The organism is Dyella sp. M7H15-1, from assembly GCF_004114615.1.
Lineage (GTDB): Bacteria > Pseudomonadota > Gammaproteobacteria > Xanthomonadales > Rhodanobacteraceae > Dyella_B.
Genome location: NZ_CP035300.1, coordinates 1,002,713 through 1,021,774 on the forward strand (window position 1 = coordinate 1,002,713; position 19,062 = coordinate 1,021,774).

Consider the following 19,062-nt stretch of genomic DNA (forward strand, 5'->3'; position numbering starts at 1 on the left):
CCATGCGCAAACTCCTGCTTTCGACCTTGCTGCTGTTGCCTGTTGCGGTGGTCTTCGCCGAGCAGAATCCGATGGCTGGCGTGTATGACGCCCGCATAAAAACGGTCACGTACAACGCGAACGATGTGGTGAAGATCCTCGGTCACTACGGCTATTCAACGGACATCCAGTTCGCGCCAGATGAGCACGTGGCAGACATCGCACTGGGTGACTCGATGGCTTGGGAAGTTGCCCCGGCCGGCAATCACCTGTTCGTCAAGCCGCGCGAGCCAGATGCCGTGACCAACATGACAGTGGTCACGAACGATCGTGTGTACCAGATGTCCCTCGACGCGCGCGAAGTCAAAGGACTGACGAGCAGCCGCAATTCCAGCATGTTCTTTGCGGTGCGCTTCGACTACCCGGAACTGCGCGCAGCGGCAGCGCACGCAGCCTATCTCGCGCAGGAAGCCTCGGCGAACAAGAAAAAACTCAACGACGAGCTGAATGCGCCGCCCGTCGCACGCAACTGGAACTACTACGCCTGTGGCAGCCGTGCCCTGTGGCCGAGCCAGGTGTTCGACGACGGCCGATTTACGTATCTGGATTACCCCGCGTCACACGAAATCCCAGCGGTGTTCACGATCAATGCGGACGGCACGGAGAGCATTGTCGATGGCAACATGCGTGGTGACTTCTACGTCATCCACACCACCGCCAAGCGCTTCATCCTGCGAAGTGGCAAAGCGGTGGCCTGTGTGCAGAACCGCAGCTACAACCCGTGGGGCGTCTCCACCCCGAGCAACACGACAAGCCCGAACGTGGAGCGCAAGGACATCCATGTGCCTTCTACGTCCACACCGCCATCGACGCCGATCACGGCACCGGCGCCTTCGGTGGAGCCGACCAGTTCCGCGGATGGCCCTGGCGCGCAAGCGACGCCGATTATGGTCAGGCCCATGCCTTCGGTGGATCGTGCTGCTACGACTAACGGGGGTACGCCATGAGCCCGATCCATCCTGACAATCAACCACCGGAAGGCGGAGTCGTTGAATCCGCGCGCGGCATTCCGCAGCTGGGCGCCCGTAAGGGCGGCGGCAAGTGGTTCATGATCCTGGTCACAGGTTGCGTGTTCGTGATCGCGATTGGCCTCGGCGCGCATGCATTGATGGCCAAGCTAGGCAGCACGGCCCGCGGCAAGCAGAATACCGAGAAGCAGCAGCTGTCTCCTTCCCTGCCGGACATGACTCGCGCAGCGTTCGAACGGCTGGACAAGCCGCCTCCAGCGCCACCTGGTGCGCAACCGCAGGCTAGCCAGCCTGCTGCACCTGTGCAGCTAACGCCTGCGCAACTGAAGCCTGCGCAGTTGACGCCTGCGCAAAGGACCGCGCAACAGTTGGCCCTAGAGCGCATGCAATCGCCCGTGCTCGCGGTGAAAGGTGCCAGCGGCGGTCAGCCTGACGAAAACACACCTGGTGCCGCGCTGGGCGTTCGTGGCGCAGCGGCACTAGGCGGTGGCCTCGGCGCCGGCCAGGAATCGACGCCACACAGCTCCTTGGGCGATGCCTTGAGCACAACGCGCATGGGTGAAGTGTCCGCTTCGCGGCTGGCCAACCCGGACTTGATGATTACGCAGGGACAGTTCCTGGACTGCACCCTGATTACTGCGATCAACAGCGACGAACCAGGTATGACCAGCTGCGTGCTTGCGCACAACATCTATTCGACCGACGGTCAGGTGTTGCTGCTGGAACGCGGCTCGCTGCTGACCGGCCAGTACCAGAGCGCCCAGCTCACGGCTGGCAAGAAGCGGATCTTCGTCATGTGGACGCGCGCGCGTATGCCGAACGGCGTGGTCGTGAACCTCGATTCGCCCAGCACGGACTCAGTGGGCCGCTCGGGCGTGGATGGCAAGATTTCATACCACTTCTGGCAACGCTTCGGTGCCGCGCTGCTGGTGTCGCTGGTGGACGATCTCAGCCAGTACGAGCAAGCAAAGCAAGCGCAGAATAACGGCAACGGCGGCACCTCGCTGAGCCTCGGTAACACCACCCAAACAGGTAACACCGCCGCGGGGATCATCGTGCAGAACACGGTGAACATCCCGCCAACGCTCGACAAAGCCCAGGGCAGCCATATCGGCGTCTTCGTCGCCCGTGACATCGACTTCAGCAACGTTTATGCACTCCACTCCACAAACTGACGCACCCATGACGGCGCCGACGGTCAAGGCCAATGACGCCTCGGCAAGCGAGGCAGCGTGGGCCATGACCGCGGTCGAAACCTTCCTCACACCGCTGCGGGGGTTGCTGCAAGGCCAAGTGACGGAGGTTGTGGTTAACCGTCCGGGCGAGGCATGGACGGAAGACCAGAGTGGGTGGCAACGCCTGGAAATGCCCGAGCTTTCGTATGAGCACCTTCGCGGCCTAGCCAAGTTGATCGCCACATCCACGCAGCAGACGATTTCGGAGGCCAAGCCACTGGTGTCGGCAGCCTTGCCGAGCGGCGAGCGCATCCAGGTGGTCGTGCCGCCGGCTGTGCCGGCGGGCACGGTGAGTCTGACGATACGCAAGCCGTCGAAGCGACGTATGACGCTCGACGACTACGAGCGCAGCGGCGCCTTCGAGAATGTCGTGGTCGGTTCGAACACCGGCAGCGAGGTCGAGTGCGACCTATTGGCCTATCTGCACGAACAGCGCATCCGCAACTTCCTGGAGCTGGCTGTGGCCAGCCACCAGAACATCGTGGTGTCCGGCGCCACCGGCGCCGGCAAGACCACGATCATGAAGACGCTGGTGGATCTGATTCCGTCGAACGAGCGACTTATCACGATCGAGGACACACCGGAACTGGACATCATCAACCAGCCGAACCATGTCCGCTTGTTCTACTCGAAGGACGGCCAGGGTGTCAGCCAGGCCACCCCGAAGATGTTGCTGGAATCGTGCCTGCGCATGAAGCCCGACCGCATCTTGCTCGCCGAGCTGCGCAGCGAAGAAGCCTTCTACTTCGTGCGCAACGTGAACTCGGGCCATCCAGGTTCGATCACGTCGGTGCATGCCACCAGTCCGCGGCTCGCCATCGAGCAACTGATGCTGCTGGTGAAAGAGTCGCCAGCGGGCTCGCACCTGGCACGGGAGGACATCAAGCAGCTGCTGTTCATGCTGGTGGATGTGGTCATTCAATTCAGCGTCGTGAAAGGCAAGCGGCGCGTGACGGGAATCTACTATGAGCCGGAACGCAAGCGCGCCATTCTGGGTTAAGGCGCTAATCGTCGCCTTGCTGGCCTTGCTGGTCGTGCCGGTGTGGCTGTGGGTGTCCGGCCACGTCTTCTCGCTTCTGGCGTTCCGCGGTAAGGGCGAGCCAGCGACGTGGCTGACGTGGGTCAACTACTACCGCTTCTACTGGTACGACGAAACCGTACATCCGAAGCTGATTTTGAGCGCGGCAGCGGCCTCAGCGCTGGTTCTTTCGCCAGCGGTCCTGCTCTTCGTGAAGCCGAAGCAATCGCTGTATGGCGAGGCGCGCTTTGCGAAACGCTCGGAAATCACGAAAGCCGACCTGGACAATCGCACCGGCGACGGCATCGTGATCGGCCGCATGCCAGGCCAACCGAACAAGTACCTGTTCGCCTCGATGGCCCGCCACCCGCACGTGATGCTGGCCGCGCCGACCGGCTCGGGCAAGGGCGTCGGCATCGTGATTCCGAACCTGCTGAACTGGAATCACTCCGTCATCGTCCTGGACATCAAGAAAGAGAATTGGACGCTGACTGCCGGCTACCGTGCAAAGCACGGACATGCCTGCTTCCTGTTTGATCCCGCGAACCCTAAGCGCATCACGCACCGCTGGAACCCCTTGGCATATGTACGCGACGATCCGGCACTTCGGGTGGACGACACGCAGAAGATCGGCAACATCCTGTTTCCCGACATCCAGGGCACCGATCCCATTTGGACGGCCAGTTGCCGTTCACTTTTCCTCGGTTTGACGCTATACCTGCTGGAAACCGATGGCAAACCGCGCACATTAGGCCAGGTCGCGCGTGAGGCCTACTCGGGCGACGACAAGCGTTGGAAGCGTATCATCGAGGAACGCCAGAAGTCGGGCAAGCCGCTCTCAGCGCCGTGCATGCAAGCGCTGCTGGATTACGTGAACACCTCGGACAACACTCGCACGTCGATCCGCAAGACCTTCACGTCGCGGTTCGAGCTGTTCATCAATCCGATCATCGACGCGGCCACCGCCGGCAACGATTTCGACTTGGAGGCGCTGCGCAAGAAGCCGATGAGCATTTACCTCGGCATCACGCCGGATAACCTTGGCCGTCTCGCCCCGCTCCTGAACCTGTTTTTCCAGCAGATCATTGACCTCAACACGCGCGAGTTGCCTGAGCACAACCCCGCCTTGAAGTACCAGTTGTTGCTCATGCCCGACGAGTTCCGTTCGCTCGGCAAGATGCAAGTACTGGTGGAAGCCATTGCGTTCCTGCGTAGCTACGGCGTGCGACTGCTGGCGATCTTCCAGTCGCCGAGCCAAGTGCGTGAGGTCTACGGTGACGACGTCGCCAAGAACTTCTTCCAAAACTTCCACGTCCGCATCATCTACACGCCGGCGGACATCGACGTCGCCACGGAAATCAGCCGCGAGCTGGGCAACATGACCTTCGTGACCCGCTCGAAGTCCCGGCCGATGGGTTTCTCGAAGGGGTCGCGTTTGATCAGCGACGCCGATCATGCGCGCGCGTTGCTGCTCCCGCAGGAAGTGAAGGACATCGGCGACGATGAGGAAATCCTGTTGGCCAAGGGCTGCAAGCCGATCATGGCCGACAAGATCCGCTGGTATAAGGATAAGAACTTCAAGAATCTGGTATGCGACCCGCCGGTGGTGGCGCCGACGCCATTACCGAGCGCGGCGCCCATTGACGAACCACACGCGGATGGAACGCGGCCGGTCGAAGTGGGCGACCTGGAAACCCTGTACGACCGTCCCATGTCGGATTTCTCCCTCAATTTCTCCGACGTGGATATTCCCTCCGGGAAGCTAACCGACGACAAGGCCAAAGCCCTGGCGGATCGGCTCTACGCCACCATAACGCGATAACCCACTTTCAAAGGAGTTCACTATGAGCAACGAACTTCATCGGCCGCTTCCGCGACTCGATCCTCATTGCATTGCACACCGGCCGTAAGCTGCCGGACGTCGAAGTCAAGACGGATCGAAAGACCGATGACAAGGCCGCCAACCGCGACCAAGACCGTTCGCGCTAAGGAGGTACCATGGCTACCGAGATAGGTGGAACCTATCCCTTGCCCGATGTGCCTGGCGGCCAGCCTTCAGGTTTGATGTTCGACAGCTTGAGCGAAATGGAAAAGCGCGAGGTCTCGCGCGCGATTCAGCGCGCCGAGCAACTGGCCACCGCCGAGCGTACGGATCTGGAGCTTGCCGCGAACGCACTAGCGATCGTGAATCGCCTGAAAGAGCGCGGCATGGACGATCCGAATGCTCGCCAATCTGCTGCCGATGCCATCTCGCTCGCGACCGCGAACGAGATGGCATTGGTTAGCCAGGTCGCCGAATGCCGCGCACTTCTGCACGGCAACGACACACCGGTAACGTTCGCGCTGGACAAGTATATTCACCAACTGCGCGAAGCGCGCGAGCGCGACATGGATGCCCTGTCCCGCCTGGATCAGTCCTATGGGTCCCTGGAAGGCACTCGGCGGTTGAACGAAGCCACCGACGAGCAGGGTCGCTACCCGGTCTACGGTGCCGGCGACACGATCCTGACAACCAGCCATACCGGCGTGGCAGCGCTCGCCATGAGCAACAACGAAGCTGTACAAGCATTCCGAGAAGCCACCACCGCCGCCGACCGCAAGGCTGCGGCGGAGAAGTTTCCGGAACTGAAAAAAGCGTTCGTTGTGGAGGCGAGCATGGCAGCGATGTCGCGCCAGATCCAAGGCGAGGACGCCCAGCGCGCCTTCATGTCGCGTATGCGCGACAACATCGCTACGGACATCGGCCAAGGCCGCACGCTGGTCGACATTCAGCTACGTCAGGCCGCGCTCAAAGAAGAAAAGCAGTTTTACCGCGACCGCGACCGTGGCCGTTGATCCAGCGACTGAACTGAAAGGAGTCTTGAGATGAAAGCGAAATCCGCGGTTAACCCGACCTTCGCAACTGGCCACCCATTCTCCCGATGGCTTGAGCGGCAGTGCATGACGACCCGCATGGCGTTGACGGCTGTCCTCATTGCCATGGCCTGGCACCCGGCTATCGCGGGCGATCCACCGCTGCTCCTGCCGGCGATGCGGCATTGCGACCTGACGCTGCAGGGACCAGACAGGATGGTGTTCATGCCCGGTGTTCCCCTGGCGGTATCACCACCCGACCAGCGGCGCGGTTTGAGTCGGCTGAAGCCTGGCGGCCAGCCGTTGCGCATGCTGTTCGTTTGGAACAAACCCGTGCCGCAGGCGGTGTGGATGCACGACACACCGGCACCGCTCGATGCAGCGTTCCTCGATGCGAATGGCCGTATCTTTCAGGTCATCTCGATGTCCCCTAACACCGATGCCCACCATTACCCGAAGGTGTGGCCTTCGGCCATGCTGGAGGACGATGCCGGCGATCTTATCCACCACGGCATCGGTGAAGGCTGGGTGCTGGTGCGGCATCGCTGCTACGGTGGTGGTCAACCGGAGCACACGGCTGGCCCATTGGAATAACGGAACAGCCCACCATGAGGGAATGACATGCACGAGCTGATGCAGCTCTCGGAGCAACAAGGACAAGCTGCGCAAGATGCGCCGTCGCGAAGGACGTTATCGACCGCGCACGAACCTCACCAACTCTGATACAGCGCAGTTGTGGAACTATTACATCCAGCTTATGAGCAGAAGTGGACGGAATTTGCGATGCTATTTGACGACCCGCAAATGCGACCCGCCACGCTTCGGTTTGTCGCCATCCGTACTCGGCTCCGGCGCGGACGGCGGTGCGTTAGAAGGTGGATCACCACCATCCTCATCCGCCGGAAACATCATCCCCTGCCCATTCTCCTGGGCGTACAAAGCCAGCACCGCCGGAATCGGAATCTGGATGCTGTGACTCACGCCCGAAAAACGCGCCTGAAAGCTAATCCACTCGTTACCCAGGTCCAGATTGGCCACCGCGCGCATGGCCAGGTTGAGCACCACCTGGCCGTTCTTGATCACATGCGTCGGCACTCGCACACCATTTCGTGTGGCATCCACCAGCATGTAGGGCGTGAGGTTGTTGTCGCTGATCCAGTCGTAGATCGCCCGCAACAGATAAGGACGATTGGAGGTCATGCCATGGTCCTGCTGAGTCACCGTAGAGCCTTTTCTTCAGACGTCAAACTGCGAGCATAACCCTGACTGCGGAACAGGCGCTCGCCATAATCCATGATCGGCTTGCCCTCCCGCCCCAGATCGACACCCAGCGCGGGCAGCCGCCAAATCACCGGGGTTACTAGGCAATCGGCCAGACTCATCTCCGGGTTGAGGAAAAACTTCGCGGCCTTGAACAATGGCAAGGTCTCCAGCAATTGCTCGCGCAGTCGCTTGCGCGCGGCCTCCGCGGAGCGCCCGCCGGCACGGATGTGCTCCACTTGCGGCAACCAGTCGCGCTCGATGCGTACCGCCGCCAGCCGCAGTCGCGCGCGGGAAAGCGGGTCGATCGGCATAAGAGGCGGGTGCGGATAGCGTTCATCCAGGTATTCGCACACCACCGCGGTGTCGTACAGGGTGAGTTCGCGATCGACCAAGGTCGGCAAGCTGCCGTAAAGGTTGAGATCGGTCAAATCTTGTGGCGGTTTGGCCGGATCGACCTGGATCAGGTCGTAGGCGACTCCCTTCGCTGCCAGTACTAACCGTACGCGGTGACATTGGATGTCATCGGCAGCGGAGTACAGGGCGAGTACCGTCCGGGAACGAGGGTTCTGGACCATGCACTTGTCTCCCTATTTGATGTGACCGCCGGTTGATGTGACCGCCGGGATGGCCCTCGCCATCATCACACGGCGGTCACAAATCCTTCCAAGGATGCTCTGATCATCCTTCGTGAACGTCCTTCCAATACTCCTTCTTTAGCAGATAGGCCAGGAAGGTGAAAGCCAGCAAGAACAGCACCACCCAGATGCCGTAGTGCCGCCGCTGCAGGACCGCCGGTTCGGACGCGTATTCCAGGAAGTTGGTCAGGTCGCGGGTGGCCTGCTGGTATTGCGCGGGAGTCAGACGGCCAGGGTGCTCCAGCTTGAGGCCGGCGACCTGCACATCATCCCCTGGCTTGGCGTCTTTCGTCACCGGCACCTGCATGCCCTGCAACTCCCACAACGGGAACGGCATGGCGGCATTGGGCAGGATCAGGTTATTCCAACCGATCGGGCTTTTGGGATCCAGATAGAACGCGTTGAGGTAAGCATAGACCCAGTCCGGACCCTTGGCTGAGACTTCCAGCGACAGGTCTGGCGGCGCCTTGCCGAAGAACTTCTGCGCGTCATCCGCAGGCATGTGCGAAACCACCGGGTCGCCGAACTTGGCACCAGTGAAATTGAGGTTGTTCATCACGTCGTCCGCAGTCAGGCCGAGGTCGTCCGCGATGCGCTCGTAGCGCAGATACTTGAGCGAGTGGCAACCCACGCAATAGTTGAAGAACAAGTGGGCGCCGCGCTGGAGAGAGGCGGTGTCGCGCAGATTGGTGCCTGCGGACGGCAGTTCTGGGCCTTCGGCTATCGCGGCGGAGGTGCCGAACAACAGGCCCAACGCCAGCACAAAGGTGGAAAGATAGCGCTTAGTCATGCGTCGTCACCCGTTCCGGAACCGACTTGGTCTTTTCCCAACCAAGATGTGTGTACAACCACAGGAATACGAAGAACCCGAAGTAGATCAGCACCATCACGCGACCGAAGAGATTCTCTATCGAGGTGACGTCCACGCTTGCACCGAACAGCATCGGAATCAAATCGGCGGTGGAGTCGGTACCGATCAACACCAGCCCGAAGAACGCCAACACGAACAAGGTGAGTGCCACCTTGAAGCCAGTGCCGCGATAACGGATCGACTTCACCTTGCCGGCATCGATCCATGGCAGCAGGAATAGCAGCACGATCGCGCCAAACATGCCCAACACCCCCCATACCGCCGTACCGAAGGCCGATGGAATCATGCGGACGATGGCGTAGAAAGCGGTGAAGTACCACACCGGCTTGATCTGCAACGGCGTCACCAGATTGTTGGCAGGTATTGAATTGTCGTGCTCAAGGAACCAGCCACCGAATGTCGGCTGGAAGAAGATGATGAAAGCGCCGATAGCCAGGAACAAACCCACGCCCACCAGATCCTTCACCGTGTAATACGGATGGAACGGTATGCCATCGGTGGGTGCCATCGGATCCCAGCGATTGCCCTTCGGACCATGCTTGACGTCCACGCCATCCGGATTGTTCGAACCCACTTCGTGCAGCGCTGCCAGATGCAACACCACCAGCAGGATCAGCACTAACGGCAAGGCAATGACATGCAGGGCGAAGAAGCGGTTGAGCGTGGCATCGGCGGGCAGAAAGTCGCCCATGATCCACTCGACCAGATCCTTGCCGATCACCGGAATGGTGCCGAACAACGACACGATCACTTTCGCGCCCCAGAACGACATGTTGCCCCACGGCAGCACGTAACCCATGAACGCTTCGGCCATCAGCACCAAGAAAATCAGCATGCCGAGTAACCACACCAGTTCGCGTGGCTTCTTGTACGAGCCGTACAGGATGCCGCGGAACATATGCAGGTAGACCACCACGAAAAACAGCGACGCACCCGTGGAGTGCATGTAGCGGATCAGCCACCCCCACTCCACGTCACGCATGATGTACTGCACCGAATCAAACGCGCCAGCCGCGCTCGGGTCGTAGTTCATGGTGAGGAAAATGCCGGTGACAATCTGATTGACCAGCACCAGCAAGGCCAGCGACCCGAAATAGTACCAAAGGTTGAAATTCTTCGGCGCGTAATACTCGGTCATGTGCTTGCGGTACACCGGCATCAGGCCGGGTGCGCGCTCATTGACCCACTCGCCAATATTGGAAAAAACATTCGTCATGACGCTGCCCCCTGCGGATCCACACCGATCTGCACCGTCGTGTCGTCAACAAAGTGATACGGAGGAATCTCCATATTCTTCGGCGCCGGCACACCCTGGTAGACACGACCAGCCATGTCGTAGCGCGAGTGGTGGCAAGGACAGTAGTAGCCGCCCTGCCAATTCGGATCGAAGGGTTCGGGCTTCATTTCGCCCACGTAATCGGGCACGCAGCCCAGGTGGGTGCAGATACCGATCATCACCAACCATTCGGGCTTGATGGAGCGGGTCTCGTTCTGCGCGTACTTCGGTTGCTGATCGACGGAGGTGCCATCCGATTTCGGATCGACCAGCCGCGGATCTTGCTTGGGCAGCGCCGCAAGCTGTGCAGACGAACGATTGACGATAAAGACCGGGAGACTGCGCCACGCCACGATCAACTGCTGGCCGGGTTCGATCTTCTTGAGCGACTGGGTGACGGGTGCACCGGCAGCCTTGGCTCTTGCACTGGGTTCCCACGACTTGATGAAAGGCACTACTGCCGCCACCACACCCACTCCCCCCACCACGGCCGTTGTCGTAGTAAGAAAGCGGCGGCGGCCTAGATCGACGACTTCGTTCGCCATCAGGCTCTCCGGTACTTGCATGCCACTGAAAATGCAGAAACCAGATACGGCCATTGCTGACGAAAAAGTTGCGCTTCGCCGACTGCCCCAGGATCGTGCCCCTGCAAAAATCGCGTTACCTTACAAAAATCACGTTAGTCTAATCTCAGGCTCAACGCCCTACAATTCATCACCCTACAATAAAACTGCACGGGCGGTCACGTCGCTCCGCCACACTCCACGAAATGGTTACGGATCGCATTACGACATGAAGCATGCCGCCGGCATCGTCGCCTTTATTGCCCGCTTCGTGGTGCTTGGGCTGGCGCTTGCCTTCGTTATCAGCTTGATCTGGCCGAGAGTCGGCGATCGCCTGCGCACAGGTTTCGGGTTCCAGCACGCGCCCGCTGCAACATCCAGCAACAGCACGCCACCGGCCACACCCACCATCAGCGCCGCCCCTGCTTCGTATGCCAACGCAGTAACCAAGGCCGCACCATCGGTGGTCAACATCTACGCCAACAAGCTGGTGACCGAGCAGGCCGTGCGCATGTTCACCGATCCGTTGATGCAACAATTGTTCGGTGGCATGGTGGCTGGCCCGCCGGTAACGCGACGCGAGCAGAACCTGGGTTCTGGCGTGATCGTCAGCCCGGAAGGCTATGTGCTCACGAACAATCATGTAATCGCCAATGCCAACGACATCCAGATACTGCTGTACGACGGCCGCGTCGCCGGAGCCACGCTAATCGGCGCCGACGAGGAAACCGACCTGGCCGTGCTGAAGATCAAGGACGCCAGCAACCTGCCGGTGATCCAGATGGCCGATCCGAAAAAACTGCGCGTGGGCGATGTGGTGCTCGCCATCGGCAACCCGCTCGGCCTCAACCAGACCGTCACCATGGGCATCATCAGTGCGATCGGCCGCCAGCTCAGCAACAGCAACCCAGAAGATTTCATCCAGACGGATGCCGCCATCAACCTCGGCAACTCCGGGGGGGCACTGGTCAATAGCAATGGGGATCTGGTCGGCATCAACACGTTACTGATCGGCAAGGCGGCAAATGCCGAAGGTATCGGGTTTGCCATTCCTGTCGATACCGCAACCAACGTCCTGCGACAATTAATCGCAACCGGGCGCGTGACCCGCGGCTGGCTAGGAGCCGATTACGGTTTCGTGCCGGTGGCCGCAGACAGTGGCTTGCCCGCCGCGGCGCGTGGTGCACAGATCACGGATATCTATTCCAACGGCCCGGCGGCAGCGGCCGGCCTTCAGGTTCACGACATCGTGCTGCAACTGGGCGAGGTCGACATCCGCGACCCAGCCGATCTCAGCCGGCGGGAGGCCACGCTCAAGCCTGGCACCCATGTCGCGGTATCGGGCCTGCGCAACGGCGTGCCCTTTCATCTGATGTTGACCGTGGCTCAGCGTCCGCCACAGGCGCCCGCGGCAACCAGTGCATCGAATAGCGGCAACCACGTACAAGGCTGATCGGCCCAGAAGTACTGCTTACCTTGATGTTGATTGGCGCGATCGCCATGAGCGTGAAGCACAAGTCAAAACCAAGTGGGATTCCTTAGACAATTGATGCGGCTAGGCCACGCGCGCCGAGACGCCACCTTGTTTAGGAGCAACAGCAAGGACAGAGCGAATGAGGTGCATTGACGGACGCTCGATGTAGCGCTCGCAGGCCCACGCAAACGGCATAGTCAAAACAGTGGCAATCACACCCGACACTATTCCCCATCCAAGATAGTGTTGCTCAGGATGAGGGAATACTGCTGAAATTGTCCCCCAAACGAGCAAGAGTACAGGAACATTCAACAAATAGAAGCTGTAACTGATGCGACCGAAGAACTGAGAAATTCGGCTGTTGAGAAACTGGTGAATCCGTCCCGTATGCGACCTCGACACCGCAAAAACTAAAAGTCCCGCCAAGAGGGAATGCGCAATCAGGCCTGAAATCGCATTGCGTGAGACGATCTGTCGAAAAAATATGAATGTGATCAGAGCAATCACAATATGAGCCGGTTTCGGCTCAAATCGAATAGCTCCGAATTCCGGTGACGCAACCACAATACCAATCACGAACGCAATCAGATACGGCCACAGATTGTTCGCGTTTCCGATAAGCACAGGATACTCAATTGAGAACATCGCATATGCCATCACGAGGACTAGTGAAAAGAATCCTAGATACCGCCTCATCAACGCGAACGCAAGGATAAATGGAGCGGCCAACATCTCAACCTGAAGGCTCCAAGATGGACCGTGTACGGAGACTCGATAAAGCGTCACACTGCTCCAAAAAATTACTGCGTTTATGGTTGCGTACCCAATGCGGCCATCCAGTAACCTTGAAAGCACCCAATAGAAAACCATGCAGGCGAACATGGCTGGATAAATTCGCCACGCTCGCTTCACTAGGAACTCAACCGAAACGATCAGACACTTCCTTCCTGCATCGAGAGATCTATCGATCGAAGAAGCAAGAACATAGCCACTCAACACAAAGAACAGGATGACGGCACTCTCGCCATTGAATAGGGCCAAGAGCACTTTACATACCAGATCGTCGACACCATGGACATTTGCGACGGGCTGGTATAGCACTCGGTCGATCAGGGACGTATCGAAGTGCAAAATACCGTGATACATCGTAACCGCAAGCGCAGCATATCCACGGAGTCCGTCAAGCGCAGCGATGTGCGAACCCTTACGATTCTTTTGCATGCCGTATCCTCATGAACGGCATATTGTACATGCATGCGCGGATGTCGCCCTTGATTTCGCGTCAGCGGTTTACGCCGAATTCGCGCGAAGCGCCGAGTTGAGATCGTGAACAGGCTCTTAGCTGATCGCTGCAATCCATGTTTCGCCGGCGCGGCGGATGCTTTTCAACACTTCTGAAAATCGCATCTTCTTGACTCCATCCAAAGATGCCACCCGAAGCCGTTGTCGCGACACAGAGGGGCACGGGGCGACCATCGTGCCTATACTGGCATCGACCATTCGACGAGGTGGCATCCATGGGATTCCTGCAGGACGCTCCGCAACTGTCGCACCCTTATCGCGACGATCGCTTGTTGATCGCCCTTCTCGATCGCGTCTTTCCCTCCAAGCGCCGCATCGCCCTGGATGCCGATCTGGATGCACTGGCCGATTACGCCCAAATGGCATTCGAACGCAACAGCCGCAGTACGCGGCGTAAGCCCGTATTGACGCAGTGGGATGCATGGGGACGCCGCGTCGATCGGGTCGAGTTGACCCGTGCATGGCAGGAAGGCCCTCAGCTCACCACACGCCACGCCATTCTGGCTTCCGGTCACGAGAACCACGAACACGCCCGCCTGGAGGAATTCGCGCGAGCCTACGTCTATCACGTCGCTAGTGAGTTCTATACTTGTCCGCTAGCCATGACCGACGGGGCGGCGACCGCGCTGAAGGTATCCGGCAACCCATCCCTGATCGATCGCGCACTGCCGCACTTTCTTAGCCGCGATGCCCACAACCTCTGGCTTTCCGGTCAATGGATGATCGAGAACCACGGAGGCTCGGATATCGGCAACACGGAAACCACGGCAAAGCAGGATAAGGATGGCCAATGGCGGCTTTACGGCCGCAAATGGTTCAGTTCGGCAGTGGTGGGGGAAGCCGCGCTGGCACTCGCACGCCCGGAAGGGGCCGGGCAAGGCGCTGCAGCGCTGGCGCTGTTTTATGTGGAAACCATGGACGGCGCTAATCGCATGCCACAGCTCATCATCGATCGCCTGAAGGACAAACTGGGTACGCATGAATTGCCCACGGCGGAAATTCATCTGGACGGCCTACCCGCCTGGCCCTTGGGCGAATTGGCGCATGGTGTGCGGCAGGTTGCGCCAATGCTGAACATCACACGCACCTGGAACGCTATCGGCGCCGTAGCGAGCATGGCGCGAGCAATCAGCCTGGCGCGCGATTATGCCCTGCGACGGCAAGCGTTTGGCCGCTTGCTGATCGAACAACCGTTGCACGCGCAAACGCTCGCCGACATGCAGGCCGAATTCGAAGCGGCGTTTGCCTTGGCCTTCGAAGTAGCGCATCTGTTGGGTCGGGTTGAACAGAACCAGGCGACCTTGCAGGAAACTGCCTCGCTGCGCCTGCTCACGCCACTGGCCAAGCTGTGGACCGGCAAGATGGCAGTCAGCCTGTGCTCGGAGGCGTTGGAGTGCTTCGGCGGCGCCGGCTACATCGAAGACACTGGACTGCCCCAGTTGCTGCGCGATGCGCAGGTCTACGCGATCTGGGAAGGCACGACCAACGTACTGTCGCTGGACAGTCTGCGCGCGCTCACCGGCCACGACAGCTTTGCCGCGCTACGGATGGTGATTACGGGTTGGCTGAGCAAATCGCATAACACGCAGGCTTCGTTCGCGGTGCATGCCGCGCTGGATGCGACGGCGACACATCTGGACACGCGAAAGGTCGAGCGCAACGTGCTGGAAGCCGGCGCGCGGGGGATTGCAACGACGCTGGCGCGTTGTGCGGCTGCCGCACTGATGGCACGTCAGGCCACGTGGTCTTCCTCGCGCGGAGACGAACGCCCTGCCGCTGCGTTGCGCAGGTTCCTGGGCCATGACCTGCTGCGCCTGTCTGACATCAACGGGGAAGATACCCGCCTGCTGCTGGAGTGATGTTCTACGCCAGATCGATGGAATGGTTAAAATGCCCTTCCACTCCCACGGCGTACCGATCATGCAACACCTGACTATCGTCACTACCGGCGGCACCATCGACAAGATCTATTTCGACGACAAGTCGGACTACAAGATTGGCGCACCGCAGATTGGCGAGATCCTCAGTCAGCTCGGCGTGGCGTTCCAATTCGACGTGATCCCGATCCTGCGCAAGGACAGCCTGCACATCAACGCCGAAGATCGCTCGTTGATCCGCTCCACCATCGAAGCGCAACCACATCGCCATGTACTAGTGACGCACGGCACCGACACCATGGTGGAAACCGCCAGGGAACTGGCCAGCATCAAGGGCAAGGTAATTGTGCTGACCGGCGCACTCAATCCAGCCCGCTTCCAGGGTTCGGATGCCGTGTTCAACATCGGTTGCGCGGTAGCGGCGGTGCAGACCTTGCCGGATGGCGTCCACATCGCCATGAACGGCCGCGTGTGGGACCCGACGAAGGTTCGCAAGAATCGCGATGCAAATCGATTCGAAGAGGTAATGTAGGGGCGGGCATCAAAGCATGCCGGTTTCGAGTTTTGCCGCGTCCGACATCATCGAATGGTTCCACGGCGGGTCGAATACCAGATCCACATCCGCCTCGACCACCGTAGGAATCAATTCCAGTTTGGTGCGCGCATCATCGATCAGCACATCGCCCATGCCGCAACCCGGCGCAGTCAGGGTCATCTTCACGTAGATCTTGCGCTGATCGTGGGCGAGCAGCTCCACGCTCACGTCGTAGACCAGCCCCAGCTCAACCACGTTGATCGGGATTTCCGGATCGAACACGGTACGCAACTGCTGCCAAATCAGCTTCTCGACATCGGCGTCGCTGGCGTCGGCGGCCAGCTCCAGGGGTGGTGGTGGCTCCTTGTCCAGCGCATCGGCATCGTTGCCGGCAATGCGGAATAGGTTGCCTTCCACATACACGGTAAAGCTGCCACCCAGCGCCTGGGTGATGTAGCCTACCTGACCAGCTGGAAGGGTCACGCTTTCGCCCTGGGGCACCATGACCGCGCTGCAGTCTCGCGTCAGGGTGAATGGTTCGCTGCTAAGACTGAAACCGCTCATGCCATCTCAAAGGGATCATGGTGGAAAGCCGCCTGGCGGCTTGTCCGGCTTTCTATTATACGCCGGCCGGGTGTCGTACCTGTCACTCACATCAGGTTGGGAAACCCCGATCTCAAGGGAGCGCACCTGAGAAATACAACTCATCCCGCTAAGATTGGCGCTTTGCCTCTGCAGGACTGCATGACCGTGAGTTGCCAACCATGATTGCGCGCCAGATCGTCGGCGAATGCTTTGCGCTGTTCTGCGCCGCCATGCTGGGCCTAGCTGCCGGCGCCATATGGTTGCTGCCCACGATCTATCTGCAGCGCCCGCTACCCTGGCTGGCCGTGCCTGTCGGCTGGCTGCTCGCCATCGCCGTACGTCAATGGGTGCATGGACGCCGGTGGCATGCCGCGTGGCTAGCTGCGGTGGCAACCGCGATAGCGAGCGTCTACGTCCATGTACTGATTTCGGCGGTCAATATCTCGATCATGATGGGTTACGGGCTAATCGATGCCATGCGTACCGCAGGCTGGCCGATGCTGCTGGATTTTGCCCGCATCAGTATGAGGCCCGTGGACATTGGTTGGGCGATCGCCGGTGTTATTGCAGCGATCATCGGCGCACTACGCATGCCTCGCCGCGTAACGCGGACAGTTCCTTAAGACTTATTCACAGCCGGGAAGATTTTTTTCGGCTTCCGTCCCTGGTCAGTTCTCGGCCGGCAGGAACAGCCTATGAGGCAAGCTTCCGCAATTCCGCCATCCAGCTTCGAAAATGCAGGCATTCCGCTTCCATCGTTGCCAGCGTCACGCGCCCAGCCGCCAGCGGTCCATGGCGTACTTTCTTGTAGCTGGGCTGCAGCAACGACTCCAGTCGACGCGAAGGCTTGGTTTCGTAGCTGTCGTTGATGTGCTCCGGCGTTTCAAATTGATCTCGAACCGCTTGGAGCTTTTGCAGATAGTCGCCCCACCGAGGCTCAGTACTACTCAACGCCTGGACGTCCGCAAACAACAGTCCTTCGAATTCGTAGGGCTGGATGTGCGGAATGAAGCGCTCCGGCCTGCAGTGCACGTGACCAACTACGGCCCGGTGCAAAGCTTCCTCCAGCCTTCGCACACGCTCACCAACGTCATTTATTGCTTTCGCGGCGGCGAACTCAGGAAAGTCAGTATCCAGGCCATAGAGATCCAAGAACGTACTAAGCACCGCTTTCGAATGCTGCTTCAGGGTATTTCTTGCATTCAGCAGCAAGCGGTCAAAGCTTACCGCCCCACCTCTGCCTTGCTGCGAAGTCCGCAAGGTAAATGCTTTAACGTAAATCTGTTGAGAATGCAGCGATGGCGCTACGACCCGCTTTAAGAACTGCTCCTCCGACGGGCCTTCTGCGAAGACAATTACCTCCGGCATTTACGGCCTCCCGCCCAGGATATTGCGCTTCCAAAGTTCGCCCATGCTGTAGTCAGCTAGCCAGCCCTCCAGCTCGTCTTCCGTAAAGCGAGTGAAAGTGGAATATCCGTCTTGCTGATCCACGACGATGACATCCTCGGGGGACAGTTCATTGACCAACTCTACCGACTGGGTTGAAACGATCAGCTGCTTCGTTTCGGCAACCTGCTTGAATATGTCAGCCAACACCGAAATGGCATAGGGGTGTAAGCCAAGCTCAGGCTCATCGATCAAAACGGTGCCTGGCCGACGATCGGATGGTTGTAGCAACAACGTCGCCAAGCAGACGAAACGCAACGTTCCATCAGACAGCATATGCGCTTTGAAAGGAGTATCTGGCCGTCCCTTTTGAGTCCACTCAAGCTCTATGTTTTCTGAATTCCCGGGACGCTCTACAAAATCTCCAAAGAACGGGGCCACCAGTTGAATGGTATCGACAATACGACGATATGAATCCCCGTATTCCTTTCGAAGCATTCGCAGATAGGCCGCTAGATTGGCGGCATCGGACTTCAGCTGCAGGTTATCGTTGGTAGCATGGAGCTGCTTGACCTTGGCCGTATCGCTCGTGTCGTGAAAATGATAGATACGCCAGCTCTTTACAGCATCCCTAACATAGGGCGAATAGTCGTCTTTGGCATCCCTCAACCTGGATTCTTCATGACCTGATCCAAGATGCGCTTCCGGCTTTGTTTGATAATAAACCCCAAGGAATTGACTTATCTCGTCCTTAAAAATCAGTCTGTTATCAGCGGTGGGAATCAAATCAAACTTATAACAGTTGTTTGCGAAATTAAATTCCGCGTGAAGTCGATCCGTGACCTTGCGACCAAAATGCAGCAACGCGTCCGGACCACCTTGCTTTTGCACATACAGCTGCAATCGTTGCTCATACATCTCGTTGAGCAACCGGAAAAGACTGATGAAGTTGCTCTTACCCGCACCATTCGCACCGATCAGCACATTTAAATCGCTGAGCTTGAAGTCCTTGAGCGAGCGGATGGATTTGTATCCATTGATAGAGAGCGAGCGGACTTTAGACATACGACCATCGCCTCTTCATGATTGAAGTTCTCACGTGTATCGTTGCAACAGTCAATTTGACTGCTCTCACAAACGTTGCGCCTCCTCACCTGCCGGCGACCTGCATATCTGCAGGTC

19 protein-coding genes are annotated in these 19,062 nt (G+C 59.0%); 10 read left to right on the plus strand and 9 right to left on the minus strand.

The window, feature by feature from the left end:
* The first annotated feature begins 2 nt into the window (after nt 1-2).
* From virB9 to EO087_RS04845, 6 genes are all read left to right on the plus strand, one after another.
* Nucleotides 3-986: a P-type conjugative transfer protein VirB9 gene (gene virB9, locus EO087_RS04820; protein ID WP_128897875.1), complete on the plus strand. Its 984-nt coding sequence runs from the start codon at nt 3-5 to the stop codon at nt 984-986.
* Nucleotides 983-2,182, plus strand: coding sequence for a type IV secretion system protein VirB10 (gene virB10, locus EO087_RS04825; RefSeq protein ID WP_128897876.1), 1,200 nt, complete (start codon nt 983-985; stop codon nt 2,180-2,182). Before virB9 ends, virB10 begins: the two co-directional genes overlap by 4 nt.
* A gap of 7 nt (nt 2,183-2,189) precedes the next feature.
* Entirely contained in the window at nt 2,190-3,242 is a 1,053-nt protein-coding gene (virB11, locus tag EO087_RS04830; RefSeq protein ID WP_205744436.1) for a P-type DNA transfer ATPase VirB11, read from the plus strand.
* 16 nt (nt 3,243-3,258) lie between these two features.
* Nucleotides 3,259-5,082, plus strand: a complete 1,824-nt coding sequence (locus EO087_RS04835; RefSeq protein ID WP_164931769.1) for a type IV secretory system conjugative DNA transfer family protein — start codon at nt 3,259-3,261, stop codon at nt 5,080-5,082.
* Nucleotides 5,083-5,258: 176 nt separating this feature from the next.
* On the plus strand, nt 5,259-6,095 hold the full coding sequence (locus EO087_RS04840; protein ID WP_128897878.1) for a hypothetical protein: 837 nt from the start codon (nt 5,259-5,261) through the stop codon (nt 6,093-6,095).
* A 105-nt stretch (nt 6,096-6,200) separates the two neighbouring features.
* A complete protein-coding gene (locus tag EO087_RS04845) occupies nt 6,201-6,707 on the plus strand; it encodes a DUF192 domain-containing protein (RefSeq protein WP_164931770.1) in 507 nt (168 codons plus the stop codon).
* Between the two features lie 192 nt (nt 6,708-6,899).
* Here EO087_RS04845 and EO087_RS04850 read toward each other — a convergent pair whose 3' ends face one another.
* The 5 genes from EO087_RS04850 to petA all read right to left on the minus strand — a co-directional run bounded on the left by EO087_RS04850 (nt 6,900) and on the right by petA (nt 10,703).
* On the minus strand, nt 6,900-7,313 hold the full coding sequence (locus EO087_RS04850) for a ClpXP protease specificity-enhancing factor (protein WP_128897880.1): 414 nt from the start codon (nt 7,311-7,313) through the stop codon (nt 6,900-6,902).
* 17 nt (nt 7,314-7,330) lie between these two features.
* A complete protein-coding gene (locus tag EO087_RS04855; RefSeq protein ID WP_128897881.1) occupies nt 7,331-7,951 on the minus strand; it encodes a glutathione S-transferase N-terminal domain-containing protein in 621 nt (206 codons plus the stop codon).
* Between the two features lie 103 nt (nt 7,952-8,054).
* Nucleotides 8,055-8,801 carry a cytochrome c1 gene (locus tag EO087_RS04860; protein WP_128897882.1) on the minus strand — a complete coding sequence of 249 codons (747 nt, stop codon included), beginning with the start codon at nt 8,799-8,801 and terminating at the stop codon, nt 8,055-8,057.
* A complete protein-coding gene (locus EO087_RS04865) occupies nt 8,794-10,098 on the minus strand; it encodes a cytochrome bc complex cytochrome b subunit (protein ID WP_128897883.1) in 1,305 nt (434 codons plus the stop codon). The genes EO087_RS04860 and EO087_RS04865 overlap by 8 nt, the downstream gene beginning before the upstream one ends.
* Complete coding sequence (petA, locus tag EO087_RS04870) at nt 10,095-10,703, minus strand: ubiquinol-cytochrome c reductase iron-sulfur subunit (protein WP_128897884.1); 609 nt, start codon at nt 10,701-10,703, stop codon at nt 10,095-10,097. The genes EO087_RS04865 and petA overlap by 4 nt, the downstream gene beginning before the upstream one ends.
* Before the next feature lie 247 nt (nt 10,704-10,950).
* Here petA and EO087_RS04875 point away from each other — a divergent pair, with 247 nt between their 5' ends.
* Nucleotides 10,951-12,174 (plus strand): trypsin-like peptidase domain-containing protein, encoded by a 1,224-nt coding sequence (locus EO087_RS04875; RefSeq protein ID WP_128897885.1) that lies wholly within the window; start codon nt 10,951-10,953, stop codon nt 12,172-12,174.
* A gap of 102 nt (nt 12,175-12,276) precedes the next feature.
* Here the strand turns inward: EO087_RS04875 and EO087_RS04880 are convergent, their stop codons facing one another.
* Entirely contained in the window at nt 12,277-13,416 is a 1,140-nt protein-coding gene (locus EO087_RS04880; RefSeq protein WP_128897886.1) for an acyltransferase, read from the minus strand.
* A gap of 296 nt (nt 13,417-13,712) precedes the next feature.
* On the opposite strand from EO087_RS04880, the gene EO087_RS04885 reads away from it, so the two are divergent.
* Both EO087_RS04885 and EO087_RS04890 read left to right on the plus strand, forming a co-directional pair.
* Nucleotides 13,713-15,356 (plus strand): acyl-CoA dehydrogenase family protein, encoded by a 1,644-nt coding sequence (locus EO087_RS04885; protein ID WP_128897887.1) that lies wholly within the window; start codon nt 13,713-13,715, stop codon nt 15,354-15,356.
* A gap of 61 nt (nt 15,357-15,417) precedes the next feature.
* Nucleotides 15,418-15,906: an asparaginase domain-containing protein gene (locus EO087_RS04890; protein ID WP_128899813.1), complete on the plus strand. Its 489-nt coding sequence runs from the start codon at nt 15,418-15,420 to the stop codon at nt 15,904-15,906.
* A 9-nt stretch (nt 15,907-15,915) separates the two neighbouring features.
* Here the strand turns inward: EO087_RS04890 and sufT are convergent, their stop codons facing one another.
* Nucleotides 15,916-16,473, minus strand: coding sequence for a putative Fe-S cluster assembly protein SufT (gene sufT / locus EO087_RS04895; protein ID WP_128897888.1), 558 nt, complete (start codon nt 16,471-16,473; stop codon nt 15,916-15,918).
* Between the two features lie 200 nt (nt 16,474-16,673).
* On the opposite strand from sufT, the gene EO087_RS04900 reads away from it, so the two are divergent.
* Nucleotides 16,674-17,117 (plus strand): hypothetical protein, encoded by a 444-nt coding sequence (locus EO087_RS04900; RefSeq protein WP_128897889.1) that lies wholly within the window; start codon nt 16,674-16,676, stop codon nt 17,115-17,117.
* A 70-nt stretch (nt 17,118-17,187) separates the two neighbouring features.
* Here EO087_RS04900 and EO087_RS04905 read toward each other — a convergent pair whose 3' ends face one another.
* Both EO087_RS04905 and EO087_RS04910 read right to left on the minus strand, forming a co-directional pair.
* Nucleotides 17,188-17,862 carry a DUF4276 family protein gene (locus EO087_RS04905; protein WP_128897890.1) on the minus strand — a complete coding sequence of 225 codons (675 nt, stop codon included), beginning with the start codon at nt 17,860-17,862 and terminating at the stop codon, nt 17,188-17,190.
* Nucleotides 17,863-18,945 (minus strand): AAA family ATPase, encoded by a 1,083-nt coding sequence (locus EO087_RS04910; RefSeq protein WP_128897891.1) that lies wholly within the window; start codon nt 18,943-18,945, stop codon nt 17,863-17,865.
* Nucleotides 18,946-19,062: the final 117 nt, after the last annotated feature.

Coding starts and splice junctions, on each gene's coding strand:
- EO087_RS04905 (WP_128897890.1), bottom strand. CDS start 17,862: ATGCCGGAGGTAATTGTCTTCGCAGAAGGCCCGTCGGAGGAGCAGTTC.
- EO087_RS04840 (WP_128897878.1), top strand. CDS start 5,259: ATGGCTACCGAGATAGGTGGAACCTATCCCTTGCCCGATGTGCCTGGC.
- virB11 (WP_205744436.1), top strand. CDS start 2,190: ATGACGGCGCCGACGGTCAAGGCCAATGACGCCTCGGCAAGCGAGGCA.
- EO087_RS04880 (WP_128897886.1), bottom strand. CDS start 13,416: ATGCAAAAGAATCGTAAGGGTTCGCACATCGCTGCGCTTGACGGACTC.
- EO087_RS04900 (WP_128897889.1), top strand. CDS start 16,674: ATGATTGCGCGCCAGATCGTCGGCGAATGCTTTGCGCTGTTCTGCGCC.
- EO087_RS04890 (WP_128899813.1), top strand. CDS start 15,418: ATGCAACACCTGACTATCGTCACTACCGGCGGCACCATCGACAAGATC.
- virB9 (WP_128897875.1), top strand. CDS start 3: ATGCGCAAACTCCTGCTTTCGACCTTGCTGCTGTTGCCTGTTGCGGTG.
- EO087_RS04860 (WP_128897882.1), bottom strand. CDS start 8,801: ATGACTAAGCGCTATCTTTCCACCTTTGTGCTGGCGTTGGGCCTGTTG.
- EO087_RS04910 (WP_128897891.1), bottom strand. CDS start 18,945: ATGTCTAAAGTCCGCTCGCTCTCTATCAATGGATACAAATCCATCCGC.
- virB10 (WP_128897876.1), top strand. CDS start 983: ATGAGCCCGATCCATCCTGACAATCAACCACCGGAAGGCGGAGTCGTT.
- EO087_RS04850 (WP_128897880.1), bottom strand. CDS start 7,313: ATGACCTCCAATCGTCCTTATCTGTTGCGGGCGATCTACGACTGGATC.
- EO087_RS04855 (WP_128897881.1), bottom strand. CDS start 7,951: ATGGTCCAGAACCCTCGTTCCCGGACGGTACTCGCCCTGTACTCCGCT.
- EO087_RS04865 (WP_128897883.1), bottom strand. CDS start 10,098: ATGACGAATGTTTTTTCCAATATTGGCGAGTGGGTCAATGAGCGCGCA.
- EO087_RS04885 (WP_128897887.1), top strand. CDS start 13,713: ATGGGATTCCTGCAGGACGCTCCGCAACTGTCGCACCCTTATCGCGAC.
- sufT (WP_128897888.1), bottom strand. CDS start 16,473: ATGAGCGGTTTCAGTCTTAGCAGCGAACCATTCACCCTGACGCGAGAC.
- EO087_RS04845 (WP_164931770.1), top strand. CDS start 6,201: ATGACGACCCGCATGGCGTTGACGGCTGTCCTCATTGCCATGGCCTGG.
- petA (WP_128897884.1), bottom strand. CDS start 10,703: ATGGCGAACGAAGTCGTCGATCTAGGCCGCCGCCGCTTTCTTACTACG.
- EO087_RS04875 (WP_128897885.1), top strand. CDS start 10,951: ATGAAGCATGCCGCCGGCATCGTCGCCTTTATTGCCCGCTTCGTGGTG.